At 68.6% G+C, this 25,341-nt stretch carries 27 protein-coding genes and 2 pseudogenes; 19 read left to right on the top strand and 10 right to left on the bottom strand.

Features of this window, described 5'->3' with window-relative positions:
- Nucleotides 1–50: 50 nt before the first annotated feature.
- From OOK40_RS04980 to OOK40_RS04970, 3 genes are all read left to right on the top strand, one after another.
- Nucleotides 51–1,514 (top strand): MFS transporter, encoded by a 1,464-nt coding sequence (locus tag OOK40_RS04980; RefSeq protein WP_266476807.1) that lies wholly within the window; start codon nt 51–53, stop codon nt 1,512–1,514.
- 140 nt (nt 1,515–1,654) lie between these two features.
- Nucleotides 1,655–3,217, top strand: coding sequence for a serine/threonine-protein kinase (locus OOK40_RS04975; protein WP_266476805.1), 1,563 nt, complete (start codon nt 1,655–1,657; stop codon nt 3,215–3,217).
- A 181-nt stretch (nt 3,218–3,398) separates the two neighbouring features.
- Entirely contained in the window at nt 3,399–3,668 is a 270-nt protein-coding gene (locus OOK40_RS04970; protein ID WP_266476804.1) for a hypothetical protein, read from the top strand.
- 121 nt (nt 3,669–3,789) lie between these two features.
- On the opposite strand, the gene OOK40_RS04965 is transcribed toward OOK40_RS04970, so the two are convergent.
- The 3 genes from OOK40_RS04965 to OOK40_RS04955 all read right to left on the bottom strand — a co-directional run bounded on the left by OOK40_RS04965 (nt 3,790) and on the right by OOK40_RS04955 (nt 5,587).
- A complete protein-coding gene (locus tag OOK40_RS04965; RefSeq protein ID WP_266476802.1) occupies nt 3,790–4,341 on the bottom strand; it encodes a tellurite resistance TerB family protein in 552 nt (183 codons plus the stop codon).
- Nucleotides 4,342–4,643: 302 nt separating this feature from the next.
- Entirely contained in the window at nt 4,644–4,931 is a 288-nt protein-coding gene (locus OOK40_RS04960; RefSeq protein ID WP_266476800.1) for a DUF3303 family protein, read from the bottom strand.
- A gap of 242 nt (nt 4,932–5,173) precedes the next feature.
- Nucleotides 5,174–5,587, bottom strand: coding sequence for a hypothetical protein (locus OOK40_RS04955; protein WP_266476798.1), 414 nt, complete (start codon nt 5,585–5,587; stop codon nt 5,174–5,176).
- A 753-nt stretch (nt 5,588–6,340) separates the two neighbouring features.
- On the opposite strand from OOK40_RS04955, the gene OOK40_RS04945 reads away from it, so the two are divergent.
- Complete coding sequence (locus OOK40_RS04945) at nt 6,341–6,571, top strand: hypothetical protein (RefSeq protein ID WP_266476796.1); 231 nt, start codon at nt 6,341–6,343, stop codon at nt 6,569–6,571.
- A gap of 110 nt (nt 6,572–6,681) precedes the next feature.
- Here the strand turns inward: OOK40_RS04945 and OOK40_RS04940 are convergent, their stop codons facing one another.
- The 3 genes and pseudogenes from OOK40_RS04940 to OOK40_RS35405 all read right to left on the bottom strand — a co-directional run.
- Entirely contained in the window at nt 6,682–6,918 is a 237-nt protein-coding gene (locus tag OOK40_RS04940) for a hypothetical protein (protein WP_266476793.1), read from the bottom strand.
- Between the two features lie 281 nt (nt 6,919–7,199).
- Nucleotides 7,200–7,664, bottom strand: a complete 465-nt coding sequence (locus OOK40_RS04935) for a hypothetical protein (RefSeq protein ID WP_266479102.1) — start codon at nt 7,662–7,664, stop codon at nt 7,200–7,202.
- A 210-nt stretch (nt 7,665–7,874) separates the two neighbouring features.
- Nucleotides 7,875–8,015: pseudogene (locus OOK40_RS35405) on the bottom strand (DUF6221 family protein); the annotation flags it as partial.
- On the opposite strand from OOK40_RS35405, the gene OOK40_RS04925 reads away from it, so the two are divergent.
- From OOK40_RS04925 to OOK40_RS04910, 4 genes and pseudogenes are all read left to right on the top strand, one after another.
- The gene (locus OOK40_RS04925) at nt 7,990–8,124 is read left to right on the top strand and encodes a hypothetical protein (RefSeq protein WP_266479100.1); all 135 of its coding nucleotides are present in this window, start codon (nt 7,990–7,992) and stop codon (nt 8,122–8,124) included. The pseudogene OOK40_RS35405 and the gene OOK40_RS04925 sit on opposite strands and share 26 nt — an antisense overlap.
- Nucleotides 8,125–8,273: 149 nt before the next feature.
- A complete protein-coding gene (locus OOK40_RS04920; protein WP_266476791.1) occupies nt 8,274–9,197 on the top strand; it encodes a hypothetical protein in 924 nt (307 codons plus the stop codon).
- Between the two features lie 82 nt (nt 9,198–9,279).
- Nucleotides 9,280–11,385, top strand: a complete 2,106-nt coding sequence (locus tag OOK40_RS04915) for a bifunctional polysaccharide deacetylase/glycosyltransferase family 2 protein (RefSeq protein WP_266476789.1) — start codon at nt 9,280–9,282, stop codon at nt 11,383–11,385.
- 797 nt (nt 11,386–12,182) lie between these two features.
- Nucleotides 12,183–13,406, top strand: a pseudogene (locus tag OOK40_RS04910) (IS110 family transposase).
- 497 nt (nt 13,407–13,903) lie between these two features.
- Here the strand turns inward: OOK40_RS04910 and OOK40_RS04905 are convergent.
- The gene (locus tag OOK40_RS04905; RefSeq protein WP_266476786.1) at nt 13,904–14,140 is read right to left on the bottom strand and encodes a hypothetical protein; all 237 of its coding nucleotides are present in this window, start codon (nt 14,138–14,140) and stop codon (nt 13,904–13,906) included.
- A gap of 513 nt (nt 14,141–14,653) precedes the next feature.
- On the opposite strand from OOK40_RS04905, the gene OOK40_RS04900 reads away from it, so the two are divergent.
- From OOK40_RS04900 to OOK40_RS04890, 3 genes are all read left to right on the top strand, one after another.
- Nucleotides 14,654–15,706, top strand: a complete 1,053-nt coding sequence (locus tag OOK40_RS04900; RefSeq protein ID WP_266476784.1) for a GlxA family transcriptional regulator — start codon at nt 14,654–14,656, stop codon at nt 15,704–15,706.
- On the top strand, nt 15,703–16,317 hold the full coding sequence (locus OOK40_RS04895) for a metal-dependent phosphohydrolase (protein WP_266476781.1): 615 nt from the start codon (nt 15,703–15,705) through the stop codon (nt 16,315–16,317). The genes OOK40_RS04900 and OOK40_RS04895 overlap by 4 nt, the downstream gene beginning before the upstream one ends.
- A gap of 150 nt (nt 16,318–16,467) precedes the next feature.
- Entirely contained in the window at nt 16,468–17,253 is a 786-nt protein-coding gene (locus tag OOK40_RS04890) for an MBL fold metallo-hydrolase (protein WP_266476778.1), read from the top strand.
- 317 nt (nt 17,254–17,570) lie between these two features.
- Here the strand turns inward: OOK40_RS04890 and OOK40_RS04885 are convergent, their stop codons facing one another.
- On the bottom strand, nt 17,571–18,239 hold the full coding sequence (locus OOK40_RS04885; protein WP_266476775.1) for a CDP-alcohol phosphatidyltransferase family protein: 669 nt from the start codon (nt 18,237–18,239) through the stop codon (nt 17,571–17,573).
- Between the two features lie 161 nt (nt 18,240–18,400).
- On the opposite strand from OOK40_RS04885, the gene OOK40_RS04880 reads away from it, so the two are divergent.
- Genes OOK40_RS04880 through OOK40_RS04870 form a run of 3 tightly spaced genes read left to right on the top strand, consistent with a single transcriptional unit; the run spans nt 18,401 to nt 19,694 of the window.
- On the top strand, nt 18,401–18,970 hold the full coding sequence (locus tag OOK40_RS04880; protein ID WP_266476772.1) for an SRPBCC family protein: 570 nt from the start codon (nt 18,401–18,403) through the stop codon (nt 18,968–18,970).
- A 47-nt stretch (nt 18,971–19,017) separates the two neighbouring features.
- Entirely contained in the window at nt 19,018–19,308 is a 291-nt protein-coding gene (locus OOK40_RS04875) for a DUF1707 domain-containing protein (protein WP_266476769.1), read from the top strand.
- Entirely contained in the window at nt 19,305–19,694 is a 390-nt protein-coding gene (locus tag OOK40_RS04870) for a hypothetical protein (RefSeq protein ID WP_266476765.1), read from the top strand. The genes OOK40_RS04875 and OOK40_RS04870 overlap by 4 nt, the downstream gene beginning before the upstream one ends.
- Here OOK40_RS04870 and OOK40_RS04865 read toward each other — a convergent pair.
- Together OOK40_RS04865 and OOK40_RS04860 are read right to left on the bottom strand one after the other, a co-directional pair.
- Nucleotides 19,685–20,347, bottom strand: a complete 663-nt coding sequence (locus OOK40_RS04865) for a hypothetical protein (RefSeq protein WP_266476762.1) — start codon at nt 20,345–20,347, stop codon at nt 19,685–19,687. The two genes, OOK40_RS04870 and OOK40_RS04865, sit on opposite strands and share 10 nt — an antisense overlap.
- Entirely contained in the window at nt 20,344–21,378 is a 1,035-nt protein-coding gene (locus OOK40_RS04860; RefSeq protein ID WP_266476760.1) for a DUF3179 domain-containing protein, read from the bottom strand. Before OOK40_RS04860 ends, OOK40_RS04865 begins: the two co-directional genes overlap by 4 nt.
- A 118-nt stretch (nt 21,379–21,496) precedes the next feature.
- Here OOK40_RS04860 and OOK40_RS04855 point away from each other — a divergent pair, with 118 nt between their 5' ends.
- From OOK40_RS04855 to OOK40_RS04835, 5 genes are all read left to right on the top strand, one after another.
- On the top strand, nt 21,497–21,946 hold the full coding sequence (locus OOK40_RS04855) for a MauE/DoxX family redox-associated membrane protein (protein WP_266476758.1): 450 nt from the start codon (nt 21,497–21,499) through the stop codon (nt 21,944–21,946).
- Nucleotides 21,946–22,269, top strand: a complete 324-nt coding sequence (locus OOK40_RS04850) for a hypothetical protein (RefSeq protein ID WP_266476756.1) — start codon at nt 21,946–21,948, stop codon at nt 22,267–22,269. The genes OOK40_RS04855 and OOK40_RS04850 overlap by 1 nt, the downstream gene beginning before the upstream one ends.
- Nucleotides 22,270–22,383: 114 nt before the next feature.
- Entirely contained in the window at nt 22,384–23,976 is a 1,593-nt protein-coding gene (locus tag OOK40_RS04845) for a radical SAM protein (protein WP_266476753.1), read from the top strand.
- Nucleotides 23,973–24,782, top strand: a complete 810-nt coding sequence (locus tag OOK40_RS04840) for a class I SAM-dependent methyltransferase (protein WP_266476750.1) — start codon at nt 23,973–23,975, stop codon at nt 24,780–24,782. Before OOK40_RS04845 ends, OOK40_RS04840 begins: the two co-directional genes overlap by 4 nt.
- A gap of 143 nt (nt 24,783–24,925) precedes the next feature.
- Entirely contained in the window at nt 24,926–25,285 is a 360-nt protein-coding gene (locus OOK40_RS04835) for a nuclear transport factor 2 family protein (RefSeq protein WP_266476748.1), read from the top strand.
- The last annotated feature ends 56 nt before the right edge of the window (nt 25,286–25,341 follow it).

Here is a 25,341-nt window from a genome sequence, read left to right as displayed (position 1 = left end):
TTCCCGGCAGGCCGTATGCGCAGACTTGGCCGATCATCAGGAGTGCTGCCGTGGGCCCCATAGAGACACCATCAGCGCCCGGAAGCCTCGGCTGGAACCGTGAGACAGCGATGCTGGCGCTGCTGTCCTTCGCCATGCTGATCGTTTCGCTCGACCAGTACATCGTGGTCGTGGCACTCCCTGACATCGCGCGCGACCTCGGCTATTCCGCGCAGACGCTCCAGTCGGTCATCAGCGCCTACACAGTGGCCTCGGCCGGCTTCCTGCTGTTCGGCGGGCGTGCCGCCGACCTGCTCGGACGACGCCGCATCCTGGCCACCGGCCTCGCGCTCTATGCCGGCTCAGCGCTCGCTGGAGGACTCGCGACCAGCCCCGGAATGCTCCTCGCCGCCCGCGCCTTCCAAGGGCTCGGCGGAGCGCTCGTCTTCCCCACCACCCTGGCACTCATCAACACCACCTTCGCCGAAGGCCGCGCCCGCAACCGTGCGTTGGGAATCTGGGGAGGGTCGGGCGCGGCAGGACTGGTCATCGGTGTGCTGCTCGGCGGTCTTCTGACGCAGGCGTTCGGCTGGCAAGCGGTCTTCCTCGTCAACGTCGCCCTGGCCGGTCCTGCGCTGCTGCTCGCCTTCGTACTGATCCCCCGGGACGGTGAACGCGAGAAGGGCCGCACGTTCGACCTCCCCGGTGCGCTCAGCGTCACTCTCGGCGTCACGCTCATCGTGTTCGCCCTCGTGCAAGGCCCCGGACTGGGCTGGCTTTCGCCGGGCATCCTGGTCAGCGCAGTGGCGGGCGTGCTGCTCATCGGGGCTTTCGTCATCATCGAGCGGCACAGCGACGACCCGCTCATGCCACCACGGATGCTCTCCAACCCCAACCTGGTCACCGGCACCGTCATCGCGTTCATGTTCATGGCGACCTTCGGCTCCGTGCTCTACTTCCTGTCCCTCTACTTCCAGGAGATTCTGGGCTACGACGCACTGCAGACCGGCGCCGGCTTCCTCATCCCCACGGCAGTGGTGGTTGCCGGTTCGACAACCGCAGGCCAGTTCGTGACGCGGTTCGGTCTCAGGCGCACGCTGGCCGCGGCCCTCGCCGTCGGTGCGCTCGGTGCGCTCGCACTCGGCCTCGCGATCTCGCCGAACGGCACATACGTCGAACTCGTCCCCGGCCTCGTGGCGCTCAGCATCGGCGACGGGGTGGTCTTCACGACCATGTTCATCGCCGCCGCCACCGGAGTCCCCGACCGACAACAAGGCATCGCCTCCGGCATTGCCTCCACCGGCTCAGGCGCGGGAGCGGCTGTCGGCCTCGCCATCCTTGTCCTGGTGGCGACGGCAGGCCTCGACGGCCTCTCCGGTGAACAGCTTCGCGTCGCCACCGCCGACGGGATCAGCACCGCGCTCTTCGTCGTGGCGGGCGGAATCGTGCTGACCTTCCTCGTCGCCGTGAGCCGGTGCCCGACACCGACGGAACCGCACCCCGCCCCCGTGCCGTACCAGACCCGTCGCTGCTGACAGGAAACCGTGGCCCGGGTGGTCTGTTGTGGGTGCGGCAGGTGATGCTTGGTGCGGACGTTATGGATACGGCGCCTGGCCGGTCCGGTCCGGGGGCGAACCTGGTTGGCAGTGTGCGGGTGTGAGGGGGCGGCGGGGGCGTGGAGTTGCTTGAGGGGTCGGATCCGGGGGCCATTGGTGGTTATCCACTGCTGGCGCGGCTCGGTGAGGGCGGCATGGGGCTGGTGTATCTGTCGCGGACGGTGTCGGGGCGGCCGCTGGCGTTGAAGACGGTGCGTGCCGAGTTCGGGCGGGAGCCGGGGTTCGAGGAGCGGTTCGCGCGGGAAATCCGTAACAGCGACCGGGTGCGCTCCCCATGGACCACCGCGGTGGTGGACTACAGCCCTGCGGGCCAGCGCCCGCAGTGGCTCGCCACGGAGTACGTGGCCGCGCCTTCGTTGGCGGAGTGGGTGCAGCGGTACGGCCGGCTGCCCGAGCGGTCCGTACTGGCTCTTGCGGCCGAGCTGTGCGGGGCGCTGGGGGCGGTACACGCGGCGGGTCTGGCCCATCGGGATGTCAAGCCGTCCAATGTGCTGTTGGGCCGCCGAAGTCCTTTGCTCATCGACTTCGGGATCGCGCGCGCGACGGAGGACTCGCGCCACACCATGACCGGCGGCGTGATCGGTTCTCCCGGTTATCTGGCGCCGGAGCAGGCGAGTGCTGGGGGATCGGGTGCGCCGGGTGATGTCTTCTCCCTGGCTGCGGTGCTGGTGTACGCGGCGACCGGACTGGGCCCGTTCTCCCACCGGGGCGAGGAGGTCTCGGCGGCGGTGTTGCTCTACCGCATCGTGCACGATGAGCCGAACCTCGACGGGGTTCCGGCCGCCCTGGTCTCGCTGCTGCGGTCCTGCCTGGCCAAGAACCCGCAGCAGCGGCCTACGGTCGGCGCCGCCGGCGCGATGCTGGAACGCCTGGGCGGCCGGACCGGTACCTGGCCGCAGCTGCTGCCCGAGGTGCTGGAGAGGGATCTCGCCGTGCGGGAGGAGGAGGCGCACGCGTTGGTCTCCGAAGCAGTCCAACCGCCGTCCGTGGCGCCCGTGGCACCTGTGTCACGTGAGGCGGCGGATGGCCCGGCTTCTGATGGCGCAGGCGCCACCGCTCCGCCGACTGCCACTTCCCTGCCACGGCGGCTGTCCGGCCGTACCGCCTGGGCTGTCGCAGGGACCGTTACCGCGGCCCTGATCACCACGGCGGGCACGCTCCTCGTGCAGCACTTCTCCGGCGATGACGCATCCGGCGCGACGCCTTCGCCGTCACCCACCGTCGCTTCTCTTCCCGCGTCTTGGACCGGGACATGGGTCGGCACAGGCCCAGGCACCCCAACCGCCGACGGCGTCACCCAGGCCCGGACCGGCCGGTTCGCCGTCACCCTGACCCTCCACCCGGCACTGCGCGGTGAACTGGCGGGCAAGCAGGTCAGCAAGGTGACCGAAGTGGGCAGCGGTCGTGAGCTGGGCTGCACCGAGGCCCTGCAACTGCGGGAGGTGCGCAGGACATCGATGGTCTTCGAGGCGGTCACCAGCCGCCCCACCGACCAATCGGCGGCCTTCTCCTGTCCCAAGGGCAGTATCTACATCGTCACGATGACCGGCCGCGACACCCTGGGCCTGGGCGACGAAGGTGCGCAGTCCGCCGGCGCGCCGTCCACCCTCACCCGGCGCTGACGGACGCGGCTCACACCCCACACTCACCGCAGGTGATCGGCCCCTGACCAGGCAACTCGGTCAGGGGGCCTGTCTCATTGGCGTTGTCCCCCGGCGACCGCTGTTCCCCGCTGTTTGCCGGCCGACCTCGTTCGGCCCGGTGACGACGACGGACCCCCTGGCCTGCTCCTATGCTTCGACCATGGCTCTGTGGATGTCCTGGGAAGTCTCGCCGATCGCCTCGGCGGGTGAGGATGTGGGCGACATCGAGGGCGCAGTGGAGGCTCTTGATCAGTCGGTGCAGCGGATTCAGGAACGAGCCACGCCCCCTGGCCACGCTGCGGTCCTGGATGAATCGGCGCGAGTCGTCCGCGATCTGATGCTCAGCGACGGCCGCGCGGCCGTAGAACGGGGAGAGCGCTGGACGGCCAAGGTGGGAGAAGTCGAAGTGACGCTGATTCCGCAAACGTGATGGCCCCAACGGCTGCTCGGCTTCCGGTTCATTCGGTGCTGCCCAGTGCGGTCATCGGGGTGGTGGCGCGGGTGAGCGCGGTCGAAGGGTCACCGACGGCGACAGGCGGTGGGGCCGGTGGTCAGATGCCGAACTCCTGCGGGGACAGGCCGAGTACCGAGCACGCCTCACGCAGGACCTGCTCCTCGGCCGGCGCGACGAATCCGTCCGCACCGGCGACGACGAATCCGGTCTGCACGACCGCCCTGGCCTCCGTCGGCTTCTTCGCCGCCTTGGCGATCTCCTGCATGACCTCCGCCTTGCCCTGCTGGAAGTTGAACGCCAGCTGGTCGACGTGCTTGTTGAACCGTTGCCGCAGCTGGTCGGACGGGAAGTTCTGCAGGACGTCGTTGTTCAGGATCAACGACTCCACATGTTGCCGCTCGGCCGGATCGACGTGCCCGTCGGCGGCCGCGACCAAGGCGCACATCGCCATGCTGGCATCCCGGTAGGCGCCACTCTTCAGCTCGGCCTTGAGGGAGGTGAGCTGGGACTTGAGCGTGTTCACCAGCTGAGCCCGCGATCCGCCGGACGACCCCGCACCCGGCCGCCCATGTCCGCCGGAGCCCCGCGTCCCCTGCGACTGCTGCTGCAGATTCTTGGCCTGGTCCTTGATCCGATCCCACATCGCCACTCGTGCCACCTCGGCTTCTGCCCATGTCGTTCCGGTCGTCGCGCGATTTCGCGCGTCCTCCTGCCAACGCTTCCCGGCCCCGCCGAAGTTCCGCGCTCGGCCTGCCGTGTCGCCGGGTGCGCGAAGCCCGGCCGTGAGTGACCGCCCTCGTTGACGTCGGATATGGATGCCAAAGGCCCCCGGCCGCGATCGGCTGGGGGCATTTGAAGGAGATGTCAGGCTGCCCTCGATGCCGAACCACGGCGGGGCGATCGCTGGGGTCTCTCAGGCTGATCAGCGTGCGGTCGCCGAGGTCGGCACCACTACTTCAGGGCAGCAAGGCCCCGCTGCAGATCCTCGAGATTCATCACCGGCTCGAATGTGACGTCGGCGCCCATCTCCTGGAAGAACGGATCGGCGATGGAAGGGAGTTGCGAGCTGTCCTGCATGTCGAATACGAGAATCATGGAGCGCCCGCCCTCAGGGGTGAAGTAGGCGGCTTCCGGCTTCAGCCGCTCGATGGCTGACTTCACCGACGCGGGCATGGCTCCCCCCTTCGTCACCTGATTCGACATCTGGGTGTCCATGCGGGCTTTCATCATCATCCGCATCGCACGCTCTCCTCGCGCACCACGACCTGCGCGGTTCCGTCCGCGCTCGCTGGGATCCGGTGCTTCCCGCTCAGATTCCCCTCACTGATCAGCGGCCGCAACATCTCCTACGCCCTACGTGAACCAGGCGAGGGGGACGCTGCCAGGAGCCGTCCGCCCCAGCCGCCGACTCCTACGCCCCGTCGCCTGCAGCCACGTGTTCAAGCCCCAGTCCAGCCCACGGGCACCCTGCCATGCCACGCTCAGCCTCCGTCAGGCCAGCCGCCGGGTCCGTCTGTGCGGATGAGGATCCCGGGGTCGTCCGGATCAACCTCACCCGTGTAATGGCTCGGCCAGAACGCCCGGCGGGTGCGCGGCAGGGGTATCTCCACGAGTCGGCCGTCGTGGATCATCCACAGGCCAAAGCACTCGTCCTCCTCGTCGTGAACCAGCACCTGCACTGAGTGTGGTGATTTCCAGGGCAAAGACTCAAGGTGCTCCAGCAATCCGATCCATCTGGACCGCCGCACGAACTCAATGGCCCAGCCGCCGAACATGCCATGTCCGATATCGGTGAAACACCCCGACCACTCTCGACTGTCGTCTGGCTGGGTCAGCGGCTCCATGGTCTCTTTTTCGTTGCTGGCCAGCACGATGACTTCGGCAAATCTGCTCATGAGGGAGTATCGCCAGTCGTTGAGAAGGAATGGCAACCGAGATTCCGTGTGAGCATGCTGCCGGCCGAGCATTGGCTTCGTGCACAGGTCAGTGGAGTCTCGGTCAAGTGCTGGCGCACCGGGCCTTGAAGCCCCAGTTCGGAAGATCGCGTAGGCGCATGCGGCCTGACCTGGCAAGTCCCTGACCTGCACGGGAGCTCCTACGACGCCGTCTTCCCCGTGGGTCCCCGACAGATGCCGCCTTAGCGGGCACGCGGCCTGGGGATCGTGCGGAATTGATCAGCCTTGGTCCCGACAACCACCAACGTCGACAGCCGGGACATACCGCTGCGTACCGTAGCGTCAGCTGAGGGCCCGAGCAGCCCGACCCCGGCCGGTACGACCCGGCCATCCTTGAGCGGACGACAGCGCTGATCGAGGCGGCAGGGTACGAAGTGGACCGGGACCTGTGGCGCGGCCCAACAGACACACTCGTATCCGTGGCCGCGGACTGCCAGCACTCCGACGACAGCGGGACAATCGTCATCACCCCCAAGCCCAAGCCCAAGGCGTTCTAGGCATCCGGCATGGCGAAGGAATGGATTGACCCGCGGTACGCGTACTTGGTCGCAGCGTGGAAGCGCGAGCAGGTGCCCAGCTCCCGCGATCCGCAACCCAGGCCCGTGAGGGCGTTCATCGTCCCGTCCAAGGCCTGACCCCCAGCGAGCCCCGGTCTGCCTGCGCCCCCCGTCGCGGGAAGGCCGGGGCTCACGTGTGTACGAGGTCGGCGAGCGGCACATCGACAGCCGCGGCAATGCGGAGCAGGATCCCGAGGCTCGGATCAGTGTGCGCGCACTCGATGCGGTGGATCGTCTTGTGGTCCGCGTCGACGAGCTCGCCGAGCTGCTGCTGAGGTGGGGATGTGGCCTCTATGTGGCCTCGATCATCGAAACGGCCCCCCGGTCGATCATGACCGGAGGGCCGAAACAGGCTCTCACCTGCTAGTTACCGCTGTGGGCGCGGACGGTTTCGAACCGCCGACATCTGCTTTGCAAGTTCGCCCAGACCGCCTCTCGGGGCCTCCAGCTGGGGAAGCGGGTGCCGTTCGGAGCTACTCAAGGTTGCCGCTGTGCGGCGTTGTTGATGTCACGGTGGATGTCAGAAGCATTCTTATCCGCAGCGCCGTTCCCGGCGTTGATGGCTTCAGCCAGCGCCAGGAGCGCTTCCACCTGAGCGATACCTATTACGTGCTCATTCAGCAGACCTCTCACGCGGCGACTCAGTTGTCTCTCCACGTCCAGGGCTTCAAGCAGCTTCTGAGCGTTCTGAACATGCGTGGCGTAATCGCCCACCGTGACCTCCCCCTCGTGGTGAGCCGAACAGTAGCCGCTCCTCGAAGTTCGGCGGCGTATGGATTGGGCTCCCAGACGGCCCCGGAGGATGAGGTCGGCGGAGTCTCAATGGCCCAGTCGAGCGATGGCGCGACGGTTCTTGGCGCACGAGTTTGGAAGGTCCCGTATGCGGACTGAGCCTGACCTGCACGTCCGCTGACCTGCGAGGGAGCGATGGTTGCTCCACACCTCCGCGTGGCTCCCCCTCGCCCCCACCGGATCGGGCACGCGAGGGGCACGCCTCAGACGCCCGCGCTGGCCACCCACTCAGCCCTGAGGTCCGCGCACAGGATGCGTACCGTTGTGGTCGTCAGCCTCAGCTCGTGACTACATCCGGCCTCATCTGGCAGGACTTCGTCCAGACGAACGGAGCCGAAGTCCGACAGCTCGATCGACTCCCCGTCGTCAGCCGCGATCTGAACGCTCTTGACTCCGCTGTACCGAATCGTGAGCACGTCCTCCTCACAACCTGACCTGGCGAAACGGATCTCGTACTGCCCCAGTGAATCGGCAGCGGCGGGCAACGCCTGGGGCCTCAGGTCCTTGATGCAGCGAGGTGCCGAGAAGTCGTAGTGCTCCGGATGTGAGGCGAAGGCACGTGCTCCGAGCGGAAGGGCCGGCAGCAGCTCCGGGAGCTTGGAAACGTACGGACTCGGGTCGTGCCAGAAGATTCCCCGGCCCTGCTGCTCGACGACTGCATACTTCACGGTTCCCCCCTCTGCTGACGGCTCAACGTACCTGGGAGGCGTGACGATCGCACACGGGCCCGATGGCACACCCGCCGACTCATCCGCACCGCCTGGACCCTCGGCGCACTCCGCACCGCCCGCGCCGAATGGCGACGCCTCGTCGTATTGGCAGTCGCTGCGATTGTCCCAGGGCAATTCGGGATCGCCGATCGGTGGGCTGAGCGTGTGCCGCGCAAGAACACGGCGCTTGGCTTCTACGTCGCGAAGGACGCGGGCGGGATCGTGAAGCGCCACGTGCTGGGCGATCGTTGGGTGGAATCTGGCAGAAGTCCACCGTGTCTCCGTGGGCACTCCACTGTCCGCAGTCATCGCCGTCGCATCGAACGGCCAGCTCGGCCTCCTCGTCCAACCGAGCTCGCAAGAACACCACCACGTCATCTCTCATGAGCGCATCCTCGACGACAGGGCACGCCTCTGACACCCGCTTTAGACATAGCCGTCGCGTTTGTACTGATAGGGCGATATAGCGCAGCTTTCCAGCCGTTTTGCCATGGAGGGCTGGGGGCTTTGAGCCGGTATCGTCCTCCGTTGCATCGCAGGTCTCCCGAGTCTCTATACTCTGCGCCCATGTCCTGGCAGCCTCAACACGGCAACGGTGCGTACGGCGCAAGCGGCGCCAATGGCGTGTACCACGCGGAGCAAGCGAACCTCGCGGACGGCGCCAATGGCGTGTACGCCGGGAACGGCGCCTACCAGGACCGTGGCGACACCCAGGGCCCGCCGCTCGTGTCCCACCGGTACGGCGACAGCCCCCTGGCTTATGACGGATACGTGGATCCGGCGGCCGGGCAGGGGTGGCAGGAGTCGGCTGCGACCGGTCACGGGGTTGCGCCCGGCAATGCTTTCGGCCACCCCCGAGGCACGTACGCTGACGGTCACGATGCGTACGGTGACGGCCACGACACCCACAAGGGGGGCTTCGGCCCCCATGAGACCGACCATGGGGCCTACGGCATCGAGCACGACCACATATATCGAGACGACGGATACGCCTACGGCACCGACGACGACCAGCACGACGCCGGGCACGCCGACGGCTCGGTCTTCGTCGATGCATCGGGCCGCCGCAGTCGGCTGATCCGCCGTGCGGCCCTCGCTGTCGCGGCGGTCTGTGTTGTCTTCATAGCCGTCGTGATCGCAGGATTCTTCAGTCCGGTGCCTTCCGGCGGCGTGCTGCCCTGGAGCCAGAAGCAGGAGCCGGAACGGGAGCAGAAGCAGGAGGGCTCGACGAAGGCCACGGACCAGCCCGGCTCGACCGACCGGCCCACCGCCGGCCCTTCCGCCACGCCCGCGGAGTCAGCGGCCCCGAGCCCCTCGCCCTCGGTGAGCGCCACCAAGACTGGCGGCGAGACCACGGAACTGCCCACCAAGGCGCCTACGACCACGGCCGCCTCCGCCACAAGCGCGCCGGGCCAGGGGAACTCCGGCGACCACCCCGGCGGCGGCCAGGGATCGACCAGCGGCCAGGGATCGACCAAGGGACCTAGGTGAGTCAGGCACAGCGCGACACCGGAACGAACCGCTCCACCGGCAGCAGCCGTTCTCCCCGCACCAAACGCTCGGCACGACTGCGGTGACCCGCGCAACGCAGACGGCGCCGCCTGCCAGAACCAACCGGCATGCCCTGCGGCGCGACCCCCGCGCCCACTGGCTGCTGCTACTGCTCACTCTCGCAGTCGCCGCCACCGCGCTGCTGTTCAGCGGTTACGGTCGGCACGAGATAACGCCCACCGCCACCCCCGCACATCCCTGCACCGCCGCCGCCCCCGCGGCGGTACGCACGGGCGGCCCCGTGCTCAGCGAGGCAGGCGGAAAGGCGCACAGCGCGCACCTGCCCGCCGGGAGGGTCTCCCTGACCTACGACGGCGGCCCCGATCCCACCTGGACTCCGCCACTTCTCGACGTCCTGAAGAAGCATCACGCCAAGGCGACGTTCTTCCTGTCCGGCACCCAGGTGGCCGCCCACCCGGACCTCGTGCGCAGGATCCACGGCGAGGGCCACGAGATCGGCTCGCACACCTACACCGACGCCAACCTCGCACAGGTCTCGGCGGCCCGCGCGCGGCTCGAACTCGCCATCACCCAGAACACCCTCGCCGGCGCCGCCGGCCTCGGTACACGTCTGGTGAGGCTGCCGCACACCGGGGACATCTCGTCCATGTGCGCCGACCAGTGGGCGGCCGGACGGCGCGCGATCGACGACGGCTACATCCTGGTTGCCGCCGACGCCGCCGACCGGAGCACGAAGCGGGGTGCGATCCGCCAGTTCAGCGGCTCGCAGGAGGCCGTCGACGCCACCGAGAAACTCTTGGCGTCCGCGCCGCACAGCGTGCGGTTCACGACGGTCGGGGCGGCGCTCGGGATGAACGGCGCGAGCTACCCCGTCTCGGAGGCCACCGAGGCGAAGGGCACAGCCGTCCTGTGGGCGCAGACCCTGTCCCGCGGCTTCGCCGACTCCATGACCTGGTTGCTGGTGGCCGCAGGTGTGATCTCCCTGGGGCGCCTCGTGCTGCTGTTCACGGTCGCCCGCGTGCATGTGCGCCGCACCCGCGGGAAACGGCGCCGCGGCAAGCGGCTGCCACCGGTCAACGACCCGGTCACCGTGATCGTGCCCGCGTACAACGAGGAGGCAGGCATCGAGGCGACCCTGCGCTCGCTGCTCGCTTCCACGCACCCGTACATCCAGATCATCGTGGTCGACGACGGATCGAGCGACCGCACCTTCGAGATCGCCGAGTGGGTCAGGCAGGCGGATCCGCGCGTGATGGTGGTGCGCCAGCCCAACGCGGGCAAGGCGGCTGCACTCAACACCGGTCTCGCCTGGGCACACTTCGACATCGTGGTGATGATCGACGGTGACACGGTCTTCGAGCCGGAGGCGATCCGCAATCTGATCCAGCCGCTCGCCGACCCGCGCATCGGCGCGGTCAGCGGCAACACGAAGGTCGGCAACCGGCAGGGCATACTCGGCCGTTGGCAGCACCTCGAGTACGTCGTCGGCTTCAACCTCGACCGCCGCATGTTCGACGTGCTCGAATGCATGCCGACTGTGCCGGGAGCCATCGGCGCCTTCCGTCGGCAGGCGCTCACGGGCGTCGGCGGGGTCAGCGAGGACACCCTTGCCGAGGACACCGATCTGACGATGGCGCTGTGCCGCATGGGCTGGCGGGTCGTGTACGAGGAGTCGGCGATCGCCTGGACGGAGGCGCCGTCCACCGTCCGACAGCTCTGGAAGCAGCGATACCGCTGGTGCTACGGCACCCTCCAAGCGATGTGGAAGCACCGCAGGTCGCTTTTCGAGAAGGGGTCGGCAGGCAAGTTCGGCCGCCGCGGACTGACCTATCTCGCCGTCTTTCAGACGCTGTTGCCGTTGCTCGCGCCGCTCGTCGACGTGTTCGCCGTGTACGGGCTGCTGTTCCAGAGCGCCGCCCAGGCCGGGGCCGTGTGGCTCGGCTTCACGACCGTGCAGGTGATCAGCGCCCTCTACGCGCTCCGCCTCGACAAGGAGAAGTTCGAACCGCTGTGGACGCTGCCGCTGCAGATCTTCGTCTACCGGCAGCTGATGTACCTGGTGGTGGTGCAGTCGGTCGTCACGGCGCTGCTGGGCAGCAGGCTGCGCTGGCACCGGATGCAGCGCACCGGTTCGGCGACGGACACGCTGCAGCGGCAGCCGGCGTGAGTTTGTACGGCCGGACACCTCCAGCACGCCGCACGAACGGCAGTTCGACCGTCGACCGATGACGCCACGTCCCGGCGTGCTCGCCCTGCCCTCGCCGTAGAGTGCTCGATCCCGGGTCGGAAAAGGCCCCGACCATGATCGGTCGGGGCCTCTTCACTGGTGGGCGCGGACGGTTTCGAACCGCCGACATCTGCTTTGTAAGAGGTCCAAGAACCTAGATCATCATGGCGGATCTTGCTTCGGCTGCCTCATTTTCGCTGGTCATAGGCAGGGTAGGCGAACCAGACTGCGCGATCTTTACTGGTCTTTCTCGGTCCTTGCGTTCCCATGATGTTCCCAGCGGACGGCATGGAGACCCGCGTGCAGCTCCGAGGTGATGTCCGCTCCTGGCTGCGGCAATGCTGATCGCTCGACTACGGCAGTGCATTTGAGGCGCGGAGTAGAATCCGCGCCTTTGCCCGGGGGCGAGCCGATGACCGTTTTCACAGGTCAGCTACCCAGCGCACCTTCGGTGCGCGCCGGGGGCGTGGTAAATGTCCTCGGCGCGCCGGGGTGCTTCTTGTGTGCCCTGTCAGCACGGTGGACGTGATCGAGACCATGTTCAGGGCTGTCCGTTCCGGTCGAAACCGATGCGGCTGTGATGCCTGCAGCTCGTAGGTCAGCTTGGTGCTGAGGGACGTCCACGGGAACCGTGGAGTGTTGCTGTGAGCACGGGCGTCAGACTCCTGTATTGCCCTGGCCCTCCCGGAACGGGCGGCCCGCTGGGGTGCGCTGTCGGTCGGTGAAGGAGCGGGGTCATGGACGTACTGCATGAGCGGTGCGCGGGCATGGACATCAGCAAGCGGGACGCGAAGGTGTGCATCCGGGTGCCGAGCGTGAAGCGCCGGGGGGCCTTCACGAGCGAGACCACCACCTGGGGTGCCACCACCAACGCCGTCCTGGAACTGCGGGATCACCTCTTGCAGGCCCAGGTCACGCTGGTGGTGATGGAGGCGACCAGCGACTACTGGAAGCCCTTCTACTTCCTGCTTGCCGAGGGGCTGAACGTCGTCCTGGTCAACGCCGCGCAGGTGAAGAACCTGCCCGGCCGCAAGACGGATGTCTCGGATGCGGCCTGGCTGGCCCACCTGGGGACGCACGGACTGGTGAGGGCGTCGTTCGTGCCGCCGCAGCCCGTGCGCGAACTGCGGGACCTGACCCGCACCCGGACCCAGATGACGCGGACGCGCGGTCAGATCGTCCAGCGGGTGGAGAAGATGTTGGAGGACTCCGGCATCAAGCTCGCCGCAGTGGCCTGCGACATCATGGGCGTCTCCGGCCGGGCCATGCTGGAGGCGCTGATCGCCGCGGAGCGTGACCCGCAGGTCCTGGCCGAACTGAGATCCCGGAACTGACCGAGGCGTTGACCGGCCGCTTCCGTGAGCATCACGGGTTCCTGGCCCGCCTGCATCTGGACCAGTACGACCAGCTCACCGAAGCGATCGGGCAGTTGAACGAGCGGATCGAGGAGGCGATGGCCCCCTTTCGGCCCGCCCTGGACCTCCTCGACACCATCCCCGGAATCAACCGGGCCGTCGCCGAAGTGATCGTCGCCGAGACCGGCGGCGACATGAGCCGCTTCGCCAGCGACAAGCACCTCGCCTCCTGGGCCGGCGTCTGCCCAGGCCACCACTCCTCGGCCGGACGCACCAAGAGCACCAAGGTCCGCCCCGGCAACCCGCATCTCAAGGGCGCCCTGGGCATCGCCGCCCTCGGCGCCGTACGGCACCCAGGACACCTACCTCCAGGCCCGCTACAAATGGCTCACCGCACGGCGCGGCATGATGAAGGCCCTCGTCGCCGTCGAGCACTCCATCGTCACCGCGATCTGGCACATGCTCACCGACAACAGGCCGTACCACGAGCTCGGCGGGACCTACTTCGCCCAGCGCGACCCCGAACGGGCCACCCGCAGAGCGATCACGCAGCTCAACCAACTCGGCTACAGCGTGACCTTCAACCCCCTCGACACCGCAGCCTGACCCAGGCACCCCACACTCGACGACCGCCACGCGACCCGCCGAGTACACCGTGCTGCCCGAAACCACCCTGACGTGCACGTATTTACGCGTCAGCCACGTGGCAACAGCGTATCGCAGCAACCATGCAGTCCCCGGCAGTCCGTCCCGATGCCATTACTTTCAGCCGTCGCTGAAAGCTCTGAGATCGAGTGGGCTGCCGGGGGCCTGGCCAGAGCCAAGGAGTGGGTCACGCGAGTCGGCGAACGTCTCCGCCGGCGGTGCGGCTCGCTCTGGTTTTCCGGTGTATTGAGCATTTTCCTCCCGATTTACAGCGAGTCAAGGAGTTTCTTCGCTTTCTCGGCAAAAATACAGTTCCTGCACTCCAGGGAGCAGACGACCGCCGGGCGGTGAGCTCCCGGGCCCCGGTGGGACCCAGGACAACAGACAGGGGTTCAGCCAAGGTGAGCCCAAAGCCACAACAGCCCGCCAGGCACTGCGTTGAGGCGAGGGGTGGGTGGTCAGGCCGTCGTGGCGGCTGTGAGCACCTGCCGGAGCTGGTCGATTTCGGGTACCCCTGACAGGCCGTGCGGTGTGCGATAGATCCGGCAGGCCAGTCCTGGCGGGCGGCTGGGGTCGGTGAACGGGTCGTGTCCGTCGACGAGGATGGTCGGGGAGCCGGTGAAGCCGGAGGTGTCGTGCAGACCGATGTCGTCCAGGGCTTGCCGCAGCCGTTCGGCGGCGGCTTTCTCGTTCACCCATCCGCGCCCCAAGGGGTCACAGAGAGACGGCGGCCGCGGATCGGGGGCGTCAGGCGAGGGGTGTTCCGTGGACTGTAGGCAGCGTCACCGTCGCCGCGGATGGGGCGCTCTAGTGCTGCACCGCGTTGATTGGTTGAGGGTGTGCGTCCGGTGATGGGGGTTACCACCCGCTTCGCTGCGGTCGACAGCGCGTATCTGAGCTGAGGATCAGGTGTCGCAGGCCGTTCCAGGGGTGATAGAAGCCGAGACGATCGGGGGAGAACTCGGCCCAGTCACCGCTCAGCGCCCTCGACGCAATCGCCATGGCACTCGAGGGCCAGGCCGTGAAGGGACCTCGCCAATACCTGGAACGGTCTGATGGCGATGTCGCCGCCCCACGCGCTGTGGGCGCATTGTTGGCTGATCGGTGTTCGGGTAGGGCGAGGCCCGTGGCGTGCGGCAGTTCCTGTGGCCGGATCTGACAGAAACTGGTCATAGCGGCCGCGGGGACAGGCGGGGAACCATGGCGGCATGCCCGCATCACGCAGAGTCGTCATCGTCGCCTTTCCCGGGGTGGAACTCCTGGATGTCACCGGTCCGGCCGAGGTCTTCTCCGTCGCCTCGGGCATCGCCGGGGCAGACCGTCCCGGCTACCAGGTGGAGATCGCGGCGACTCGGGCCGGCGAACTGCCCACCTCCAGTGGGGTCCGACTGGTGGCCGACGTGGCCCTGGAGGAGGTGGGCGGGCAGGTGGACACCCTGCTCGTGTCGGGTGCGATCAACCTGGTCGACGGTGGCGTCGAACCGGTAATCGACGCTGCTGTCGTCGAGTGGCTGCGTACGGCGGCCCCCCAGGCCCGCCGGACCGCCTCGGTCTGCGCGGGTGCGCATGTGCTGGCCGCGGCGGGGCTCCTGGACGGACTGTCTGCCACCACGCACTGGCTCACCGCCGAGCGGCTCGCCGCCGATTACCCGCAGATCGCCGTCGACCCGGATCCGATCTTCATCCGGGCCGGGCAGGTGTGGACCTGTGCGGGTGTCACCTCGGGGATGGACATGGCCCTGGCCATGGTCGCCGAGGACCACGGCCAGGCTCTGGCGCTCGCCACCGCCCGCATGATGGTCATGTATGTGAAGCGTCCCGGCGGGCAGAGCCAGTTCAGCGTGCCGCTCTCGATCCACGCGCCCTCGGGTGACCGGATCGATGAGCTACGCCTGTGGATCGCCGACCATCTCGCCGATGACCTGTCGATCGAAACACTCGCCGAGCGGATGCACCTGAGCGTGCGCCACCTCGCCCGGCTGTTCCGGCAGCGCACCGGCAGCACGCCCGCCTCGTACATCGAAGCGGTCCGGGTGGAGACCGCGCGCCGCCTCCTGGAAGAGACCGACCGCAGTCTGCCCGATGTGGCAACCGCGAGCGGCCTCGGCTCCGTGGAGACCCTGCACCGGGCCTTCCGGCGGCGGCTCGTCACCACTCCGGCCGAATACCGGCGCCGCTTCCGGTCCCCGCCCGCTGCCGACACCGTCGGCGCGTTCCCTGACGGCCCTCTCCCCCTGCCCGACCAGATCCCGGCACCATGACCCGCAGAGAGAGTCCCATGCCGCTGTCCTCGTTCCCCGACTCGCCGCTCGCCCGCGCCGCCGACCAGATGCTGTGCGCCGCGAGCCCCCCGACGCTGGTGGCCCACTGTCACCGCACCTACCGTTTCGGTTCGGCCTTCCTCGAGGGACAACGGCGCGCCTTCGACGCCGAGGCGCTGTTCATCGCCTCGGCCCTGCACGATCTGGCACTCACCGAGGCGTATGACGATCCCCAGACCCCGTTCGAGGTGCACGGAGCCCGGCTGGCCGAGCAGGAGTTGCACTCCCGCGGAGCCCGGCCCGATCTGGTCGGACTGGTCCGGGACGCGATCGCCCTGCACATGGAAATCACCACTGCCGACGACCCCCGGCCGGAGGTGGCCGCGGTCCACCTGGGCGCCGCGGCGGACGTCATGGGGTTGCGCCTGGACCAGCTGCCGCCAGGCCTGCTCACCGACGTGCTCAAACTCCACCCCCGCCAGGGGTTCGCCGCTTTCGTGACCGACGCAGTACGCCGACAGGCGGCTGCCAAGCCAGACTCGCGGATCGCCCTGCTGATCCGGCACGCCGGTTTCCTGGACCTGATCGCTGCCGCACCGTTCGAGGACTGAACGCACCACAGGCGACTGACGGATCACTCCGTCGATCCTCGACACGACCGGGCCGTACCGGGTGCCGGGGCCGGGCGGCGCGCCGGACTTCGCGCGCCTCGACCCACAGAAGCCACGCCGGAGCCGAGGCGGAGGCACTTTGGAGGAACCATGTCCCATACGAAGATCATTGCCATGCCCGTCCTGGGAAAGCACGCGATCAATACATACCTGGTGCTGGGCCGACGCGCTGTCGTCGTCGACGCGGGGACACCAGGAAACGGCCGCAGGATCCACGACCAGGTAGCCCAGCACGGAGTGGATCCCCAGGACATCGCTCTGATCGTTCTGACGCACGGTCACATCGACCACTTCGGCTCCGCGACCGAACTGCACCGGCTCACCGGTGCGCCCGTCGCGGGCCATATCGCCGACCTCGGCCCGTACAGCACCGGCCGTTCCCGCCGACCGTACCTGCCGACCGGGACGATGGGACGCCTGATGAACAGAAGCAAAGCCATGCACGTCACCGTGGAACGAGTCGAACCCGATGTGCTCGTCCGGGGAGAGATGAGTCTGTCCGACTACGGAGTCGAGGCTCGCATCATGCCCACTCCGGGGCACACCGCCGGCTCGGTGTCCGTCATCACCGACGCGGGCGACCTCGTCGCCGGCGACCTGGTGGCCAACTCCTTCATGGGCCTCATCACCGGCAGGCCGGCCAACCCGCCCTTCCACGACGACCCGCTGCGCAACCTGGCCAGCCTGCGCGAGATGCTCGCGCTGAAGCCGACCAGACTGCACGTGGGCCACGGCACTGCGCTCGATCCCGACCGGGTGCGCCAGTGGGCGGACAGAGAAGAACACCGACTGCGCAAACTGGCGGCTAAGGGCCGCCTGCCTCGGCGAACAGAGCCCGCGAGTTCCCATGCGGAGCCCACGACCGGAGCAGGATGAGGCTCGTCGCTCCCCGGCCTTCTACGACTGATCGCTCTGCCAGTCAGGTAGAACCGTCCTGGTAGCCGTCGCTTGGCGAGGTCGATGGCGAAGCCCCAGGTGTGCATGACCCGGCGAAGCGCAGACGGCACAGCGGCAGGCTCTGCCCGGTGGGAAACGTCCCCGCAACGTCGGCAAATCCGGCCCGAAAGCGCACGTCGACACGGGTCAGCTGCGGCCAGCGCGAGCGGGCGTGCTCGTTCAGGCGCTGGCGCAGGTGGTGCTGCATCGACTCCGGCAGGTTCTTCAGCTGTCGGTTGGGGCACAGGGGTGCCCGGTCAACGGCGCAGGAAGTGCCGCAGGGCGACGACGCCCTGCATCGCGGCGGCCGGGCGCAGCAGTGCGGGGCGGGGCCGCTCGGGCATGGTGCCGCGGCGGATGCCGATGGCCGTGACCGTGACGACCGGTAGTGCCCATGCGGCGATCGCCGCCGCCCGTACCGCACGGCTGGGTTCGTGGCTCAGGGTGAGCCAGGTCCAGTACGCGGCGTCGGCGAAGGAGTCGGCGTAGTCGCCGAACGGTGACACGGTGCCCTGGTTCCGGGCCAGGTGCCCGTCCGTCAGGTCCAGGGTGATGGCCAGCAGGCCCGACCAGCGGCTCGGTCCCATGCTCGTGGCGGGGAGGTTGCCGCGGATCAGTGTGAGCATATCGGCCGGCGAGAGCCGGTCACGGTGCTCCAGCAGGCCCAGATGGACCACGGCAAGGGTCCAGCTGGTCGCCACCCATCCCCGCCCCGGGCGCTGCTGCCCGGCGCGAGCGAGCAGCAGGCAGTGCAGGGCAGTGATCTGGCCGAGTGCCCGGGGGCGGCGGGCCGCCTGCCGCGCTGAGCGGTCGGCGGCCTGCCACAGGAAGCGGGCGACGGCGTGCGGTCTCCAGCCATCCCGCCTCAGTGCTCCCAGCAGGGCGTTGGTGGCGGCGCGGCTGTCGGTGAGATCGGATACGGACACGTGGAGGCGGTGCCCCTCTCTTCGAGCGCGGGATGTGCTGCGCTCACGGTAGACGGCCGACCTGCGGCCCGAAGGTGAGCGCGCTCACCGATCCGCCGGCCCGTCGGCCGTAGCGTCATCCCCGGATGGCACGAGTGCGGAGCATGGAGAGAGGACCCGGTATGTCGTTGCCGGCGAAGCTGGTGGGTGTGGCTGCGGTGGGCGGCGGCGCTGTGGCCGGGTATCTGGGATTGGTGACCGGGGCGCTGCCCCTGGATGTGGGCGTTGGTCGGCGGACCCGCCCGCTGGGGCCGCAGATGGTCGGCATCCAGGCCCCCCGGGAGGTCGTCTTCGACGTGATCGCCCAGCCGTATCTCGGGCGGGCCACCCGGGCGATGCGGGAGAAAGTACGGGTGCTGGAGCGCGGCATCGACATGGTGCTCGCCGCACACTCCACCCCGGTGGCCGGCGGGCGTCTGACGGCCGTCACGGTGGAGACGGTCCGGCTCACCCGGCCCTCGCGAGTGGACTTCCGGCTGGTCCGCGGGCCGGTGCCGTATGTCATGGAGTCCTTCGTCCTGGCCGAGCACGAGACGGGCACGCGTCTGGCGTACGAGGGCGAGCTGGGCACGGACCTGTGGGCGCTCGGGCAACGCTGGGGACAGCTGGTGGCCAGGCGCTGGGAGGAAACAGTCGCGGCCTCACTGACCTCGGTCAAGAAGGAGGCGGAGCGGCGCTCTGCCCTGCAGTAAGCCCGGGCCCGCCGCCACCGGCCGTACCGTGAAAGGAGGAGGTCCCCATGCCGTCACCGCAGGTCGGTCACACCGAACGGGACCAGGCCGTCGATCGCCTCAAGACGGCATACGCCGAAGGCCGATTGGACGAACCGACGTTCAAGGAACGCGTCAGCCAGGCAACGCCCGCGCACACCCAGGACGAGCTGAGCCAGCTGCTCCCGCTCGTGCCCGCTGCCGTGGCCGAACCGCCCGCTGTCGTCGGCCCGGTGCCGGTACGCGATCGCGTCGGCAACTGGCTTGTCCGGGCGCTTCGGCGCGCGGTGTTCTGCTGGCTGCCCCCTCCGCACGGGTGAACGCCGGACCGGTGCGTGTGCATCGGTCCTTGGTCCCGCGGCACCATGCCGCGAGCGGCGGCGGCACCTTCAAGCACTACGTCGCGGCCACCGGGGAAACCCTGACCGGGACATTCCAGGCCCGTTGGGTCAATAGCTTCACGTCCTACGGGAACGGCACGCCGCAAGGGGCGCCCGCCGACTGGTTCGGCGGGTTGCTCATTCTGGCCGTGGACATCACTCCCGACACGGACCCCAAGGCGCGCATCCCCGCGATTCTTACCATCGACTGCCTGCTCGGCAGCCCGCCTGCCGGAGCCGAGGAGGGCATCAAGCTCATCATCCCCGGACTGATCAACTTCGACACGATCGTTCCCGGCAGCGCAACCGTGTTCGTTCAGATCTGAACCGAGTCCCGGCTCGGTCGGTCATACGGCCGGCCGATCCGGGATGCGCCCCACACCAGTGTGTTGACGAGCATCAACAGCGTGAGCGGGTAGAAGACCGGGCGCAGGGGGATCAGTACCGGCAGGAGGGCCGCGGCGGCGCCAGTGCCGAGGACGAGCAGGAAGGTCGGTACGCAGCAGGCGAATCCGAGCAGGAACGCCGGGAGCACGCCGAGCAGCCGCGCGTAACCGGTCCGTCGGCAGGAGGCCGCCTGCCGGGCCGCCAGCCCGGCGGTGGCGACATTGCACCCGACCAGCGCGGCCACGACCGCGCCGAGCATCAGGTTGACCGGACTGACGAACGCCGCCACATGCCGAGTGGGATGCAGCGCGAGTACCGGCTCGAACAGGTAGGGCGCACGGGCCCGGAACAGCTGGTCCCAGGCGGTCTGGAACACGGGGGCGCCGGTGTACCGGCCGGAGGCCGACACCGCGAGATCGCCGATGGAGAACAGGTACGCCACCAGCACGACGGCAGCAGCGACCAGTCCGATCCGCCGGTGGCGGCTTACGGCGAGGGCGGCGCGCACACGGCGAGGGGTGGCCACGGCGGCGGCGATCGTGGCGTCCCAGGCGTCTCCGGCCCTGGCAAGCGCGGCGAGTGGCCTGTTCATTGCCGTACCTGGGTGCTCGGGTAGAACGCGTACCAGGCGAACCACATGGAGTCGAGGTGGTCGGCAGGCTCCCACCGGTCGCCGACCCGCTGAAGGACCCGGGCGGTGTCGAGCCGCTCGTCCCATCGCGCGACGAGTTCGGTGCCCGCGAGTTCGGAGTGCACGGTCTTTGCCTTGCGGACGAGGTCCTTGTGGATGGCGAGGCGCTCCTTGCCGACCCGTACTCCTATAACGACGTCCTTGTCGGAGAAGCGGTCGCTGCTGGTCAGCACCGGGAAGAATGGACGACCCCCGGCGTAGTAGCCGCTGCGGTCCGGATACGAGTCGTAGGAGCCGTACGGGTCGCTGCCGTAGCTGCGCAGGGCGCCGGTGCTGGTGGACAGTACCTGGGTGTCGGGGTGCGCGGCCCGCCACTGCTTCCACGTGGTCCACACCAGGGGGAGCGTGTCCAGCTGCTTGCCCTTGAGCGGGCCGCTGACGGCCGTGCCGAGCAGTTGCGGCCACTCGGATCCGGTCTGCCGGTCGTACATCAGCAGGTTGGAGTTGACGAGCCGTCCGGTCGTGCCGAACGTCAGCTTCGGCACACCAGGCGGGCTGGAGAACCCGATCACCGTGCCGGTGAGCGGGCAGTAGGTGACCGCCAGCGGCTGGCCGCCCACGGTGTCGTTGACGATCTCGTGCCACACCAGCACGAGCTGCGGGTAGGCCCGGACCTCGCCGCGGTACTCCAGTCCGAACACCGGGTCGTCGTCCGCGAGGAAGTCCGCGTCACCCGCCGGGATGAACCGGGGCCGGTCGATGGAGGGGATTCCGTCCTTGCCCGGCCCGCCGGAGACCGCCGCGCCGGCCAGCGCCTCCAGCGACGGATCCTGTCCGGGCTGTACGGCGGTCACGGGCTCGGACGGGCGGTCCGAGAGGGCCTGCCAGCCGATGACGCCCCCGCCCGCGACCAGGACGACAACTCCCCCGATCACGCCGGCGCCCTTGATGACCTGCCGACGGTCCCGCCTGGGCTGCCGCTGACCGTTCACCGTGCATCACCCGCCTCGGAACACGGTTCCCACACTCCCGATGGTCCCGCGCAGCCGGTGCCCGTTCGGTGAGCGCGCTTACAGTTCTCGGCACCCACCCGCGTCTAGCGTTCAGATCATGGTGCTGCGGATCATGCTGGGCGCGGTGTATGCCGCGATGGCGCTCGGCCAGCTGGCCTCCATCGGGCACATGCCCGGGATACTGGCCGCCTACGGGCTGGCGACCGGCGGTGCCGCGACCGCCCTGGCCGTGGCCCTGATCGCGGGCGAGCTGGTGTGCGGGGTCTGGTTCCTGGCCCGCCCGCGCTCAAAGGCGCTTGCACCGGTGTGGGTGTTCACGGCCGTCTCGGTGGTGCGGTCGTTCCTGGCTGTGCAGGCGTACGCACGCGGGCTCACCGTGGCCAACTGCGGCTGCTTCGGCATCTACCTGTCCCAGCGGCTGAGCTGGTTCGTACTCGTCCAGGACGCCTTGACGCTGCTCTACGCGGGGCTGCTGCTGCACGGGGCACGCAGGCGCCCTGCCGCACCCGCCGAGTACCCGCACATGAGGGAGGAGGCCGATGCCTGATGTCCGAACCCCGCGAACCCACCGGCCTGCGCGGCACGCCGGCCGCAGTCGGTAGGGGGCTGCTGACAGTGCTGGCCTGCGCGGGCCCGCTACTCGTTGCCGGCGGTGTGGCCGTTGCCGTAGGCGGTGCGCGGCGCAATCCCTGGCTGATCGCCGTCGGTACGGTGATGGTCCTTGCCGCTGTCGTCCGCACCCTGCGCTACCGGTCCCGCGGTGGTGCCGGGCCCGAGGACTGCTGCCCGTCCGTCACACCACCATCCGACGCGGCCGGCCAAGGCAGGCCGCATGGCTCGGACACGGAAGACGCCCGCCACCATCCATGACATCCGGTGACCGGCCGGACCCTTCCGCCGTTCACCCAGACCGCAGCAGCCCGATGCGGCGACGCCAAGGCCAGGTGTGCGTGCCCGGTCGCGATATGAGTGGAGAACCCCCGGATGACCCAAGCACCCGTGCCGCAGCGCAAGGTGGATCGCGACGAGGTGTTCGTGGAGTTCACCAAGTCCATCTGCCCGATGTGCAAGACGCCCGTCGACGCCCAGGTCAACATCCGCGACAACAAGGTCTACCTGCGCAAACGCTGCCGCGAGCACGGCGGGTTCGAGGCTCTTGTCTACGGGGATGCGGAGGAGTACCTGTCGTCTTCGCGGTTCAACAAGCCCGGCACCATCCCGCTCGTCTTCCAGACCGAAGTACGGGACGGCTGCCCGAGTGACTGCGGGCTGTGCCCGGAGCACAAGCAGCACGCCTGCCTGGGGATCATCGAGGTCAACACCGGCTGCAACCTGGACTGCCCGATCTGCTTCGCCGACTCCGGCCACCAACCGGACGGCTACTCCATCACGCACGAGCAGTGCGAGCGGATGCTGGATGTCTTCGTGGAGTCCGAGGGTGAGGCGGAGGTGGTGATGTTCTCGGGCGGCGAGCCCACCATCCACCAGCACATCCTCGACTTCATCGACCTCGCCCAGGCCCGGCCGATCCGCAATGTCACCCTCAACACCAACGGCATCCGCCTCGCCTCCGACAAGCGGCTCGTCGCGGAGCTCGGCACACGCAACCAGATGCCCGGCAGGTCGGTGAACATCTATCTCCAGTTCGATGGCTTCGACGAGCGCACCCATCTGGAGATCCGTGGCCGGGACCTGCGTACGTTCAAGCAGCGGGCATTGGACAACTGTGCCGAGGCCGGGCTGACCGTCACCCTGGTCGCCGCCGTCGAACGCGGACTGAACGAGCACGAAGTCGGCGCGATCATCGAGTACGGCATCGACCACCCCGCCGTACGGTCCGTGGCCTTCCAGCCCGTCACCCACTCCGGCAGGCACGTCGCCTTCGACCCACTGAACCGGCTCACCAACCCCGATGTCATCCGGCTGATCGGCGAGCAGCGGCCCAGCTGGTTCCGGAAGGGAGACTTCTTCCCCGTGCCCTGCTGCTTCCCCACCTGCCGGTCCGTCACCTACCTCCTCGTAGACGGCGAACCCGGTAACCGAACGGTCGTCCCGATCCCACGCCTTCTCCAGGTCGAGGACTACCTCGACTACGTCACCAACCGCGTCATGCCCGACACCGGCATCCGCGAGGCCCTGGAAAAGCTGTGGTCCGCCTCCGCGTTCATGGGCACAGCCACCACCGAGGAGCAGCTACGGACGACAGCCGTGGCGCTGGACTGCGCTGGGGGCACCTCCCGTGCCGAAGGCTACGGGGGAACCTGCGGCATCGACCTGCCGCAGGCCGTGAAGGACTTGAACGACAAGGCGTTCATGATCGTCGTGCAGGACTTCCAGGACCCCTACACCCTCAACGTCAAACAGCTCATGAAGTGCTGCGTCGAGGAGATCACCCCCGACGGACGCCTCATCCCGTTCTGCGCCTACAACTCCGTCGGCTACCGGGAACAGATCCGGGCACAGATGTCCGGCGTCCCGGTCGCGGACGTGGTGCCCAACGCGCTGCCCCTCACCGACCAGCTCACCGATACCCCGTACGGCTCCAAGACCGCCCGCACGGACGGGAGTACGCGATGACCGCCGAGGACAAGCTCAAAGCCTGCTGCGCCGCCGCGTACTCCTCCGACGTCGTCGCCCTGCTGCTCGGCGACTCCTACCATCCCGGCGGCACCGCCCTGACCCGCCGCCTCGCCGGCTCTCTCGGCCTCACCGAGGACGGCCGTGTCCTGGATGTGGCCTCGGGCCGGGGCACCACCGCGCTCCTCCTCGCTGACATCTACGGGGTGCGGGTGGACGGCGTCGACTATTCCGCCGCCAACACCGCCCTCGCCCAAGGAGCGGCCCAGGCGGCGAGTCTTGCGGAACGGGCGGTGTTCGTCACCGGCGACGCGGAGCACCTGCCCTACGCGGACGGGATGTTCGACGCGGTGGTGTGCGAGTGCGCGCTGTGCACCTTCCCCGACAAAGCGCAGGCCGCAGCCGAGTTCGCCCGGGTTCTGTGCCCGGGCGGTCGGCTCGGCGTCACCGATGTGACCGCCCAACCGGACCGGCTTCCACCGGAACTGAGGGGTCTCGGCGCCCGGATCGCCTGCATCGCCGACGCCCGCCCGCTCGCCGAGTACACCGACATCCTGGCCTCCGCCGGACTGCGCACCATCACCACCGAGCGCCACGACCAGGCCATGGTCCGCATGATCGACCAGATCGCGGCCCGTCTGAACCTGCTGCGCATGACCGCTCCCGACAAACTCGCCGCCGCGGGCGTCGACCTGAACGCGGCCCCAGCCGTCCTTCAGGCCGCCCGCGAGGCCGTGGCCGACGGCGTCCTGGGCTACGCCATGCTGATCGCCGAACGAACAGTCCGCCTTGGTGACGCCACGTAGCGATGCGCGCTTCCACCGGAGACCCGGCTGCCCGAACACCACGTGCCTTTCGGGCCCCACCGATGAGTTCGGAGCACATCCCGGGGTCTGTATAGGTGGGGACCTGCCGTGCCCGGTCCTTCGACATCGCAGCTGGAGGGATCATGACAGTCCAGGAAATCGTGGATGCTTACTACGAGGCGTGGATCAGCGGGAAGGGCGATTTCAGCCGCGTGCCCCTGGCGGCCGATTTCGTGTTCCGGGGGCCAGTGGCCAGTTTCGAGTCAGCCGAGGGATACCGGGCGATGGCCGCCCAGGCCGGCCCTATGGTGACCCGATTCACGGTCCGTCATCAGTTCGTGGACGGCAGCCGGGTGTGCTCGATCATCGACTGGGAGATGAGCCTGCCGGTGCCGCCGATGACCTCGGCGGAGATCCTTGAGATCGAGGACGGGAAGATAGTCCGAGGTGAGCTGATCTACGATGCCGAGCCTCTCCGCGCCGCCATGGCCCAGAACCGCTGACCTGACCGCGAGCGATGCCCCGCACGCCAGCCGTCACCTGTCCGCGCCGGTCAGGT

This window comes from Streptomyces sp. NBC_01481, assembly GCF_026339995.1.
In the GTDB taxonomy this organism is placed as follows: Bacteria; Actinomycetota; Actinomycetes; order Streptomycetales; family Streptomycetaceae; genus Streptomyces.
This window is presented reverse-complemented; position numbering and strand designations above follow the sequence as displayed.

Bases quoted from the DNA above. Each gene is read 5' to 3' on its own strand.
- OOK40_RS04955 (WP_266476798.1), bottom strand. From the start codon at position 5,587: ATGAGCAGATTTGCCGAAGTCATCGTGCTGGCCAGCAACGAAAAAGAG.
- OOK40_RS04970 (WP_266476804.1), top strand. From the start codon at position 3,399: ATGGCTCTGTGGATGTCCTGGGAAGTCTCGCCGATCGCCTCGGCGGGT.
- OOK40_RS04865 (WP_266476762.1), bottom strand. From the start codon at position 20,347: ATGAACAGGCCACTCGCCGCGCTTGCCAGGGCCGGAGACGCCTGGGAC.
- OOK40_RS04920 (WP_266476791.1), top strand. From the start codon at position 8,274: ATGTCCTGGCAGCCTCAACACGGCAACGGTGCGTACGGCGCAAGCGGC.
- OOK40_RS04875 (WP_266476769.1), top strand. From the start codon at position 19,018: ATGCCGTCACCGCAGGTCGGTCACACCGAACGGGACCAGGCCGTCGAT.
- OOK40_RS04845 (WP_266476753.1), top strand. From the start codon at position 22,384: ATGACCCAAGCACCCGTGCCGCAGCGCAAGGTGGATCGCGACGAGGTG.
- OOK40_RS04895 (WP_266476781.1), top strand. From the start codon at position 15,703: ATGACCCGCAGAGAGAGTCCCATGCCGCTGTCCTCGTTCCCCGACTCG.
- OOK40_RS04850 (WP_266476756.1), top strand. From the start codon at position 21,946: ATGTCCGAACCCCGCGAACCCACCGGCCTGCGCGGCACGCCGGCCGCA.
- OOK40_RS04840 (WP_266476750.1), top strand. From the start codon at position 23,973: ATGACCGCCGAGGACAAGCTCAAAGCCTGCTGCGCCGCCGCGTACTCC.
- OOK40_RS04960 (WP_266476800.1), bottom strand. From the start codon at position 4,931: ATGCGGATGATGATGAAAGCCCGCATGGACACCCAGATGTCGAATCAG.
- OOK40_RS04900 (WP_266476784.1), top strand. From the start codon at position 14,654: ATGCCCGCATCACGCAGAGTCGTCATCGTCGCCTTTCCCGGGGTGGAA.
- OOK40_RS04890 (WP_266476778.1), top strand. From the start codon at position 16,468: ATGTCCCATACGAAGATCATTGCCATGCCCGTCCTGGGAAAGCACGCG.
- OOK40_RS04880 (WP_266476772.1), top strand. From the start codon at position 18,401: ATGTCGTTGCCGGCGAAGCTGGTGGGTGTGGCTGCGGTGGGCGGCGGC.
- OOK40_RS04835 (WP_266476748.1), top strand. From the start codon at position 24,926: ATGACAGTCCAGGAAATCGTGGATGCTTACTACGAGGCGTGGATCAGC.
- OOK40_RS04855 (WP_266476758.1), top strand. From the start codon at position 21,497: ATGGTGCTGCGGATCATGCTGGGCGCGGTGTATGCCGCGATGGCGCTC.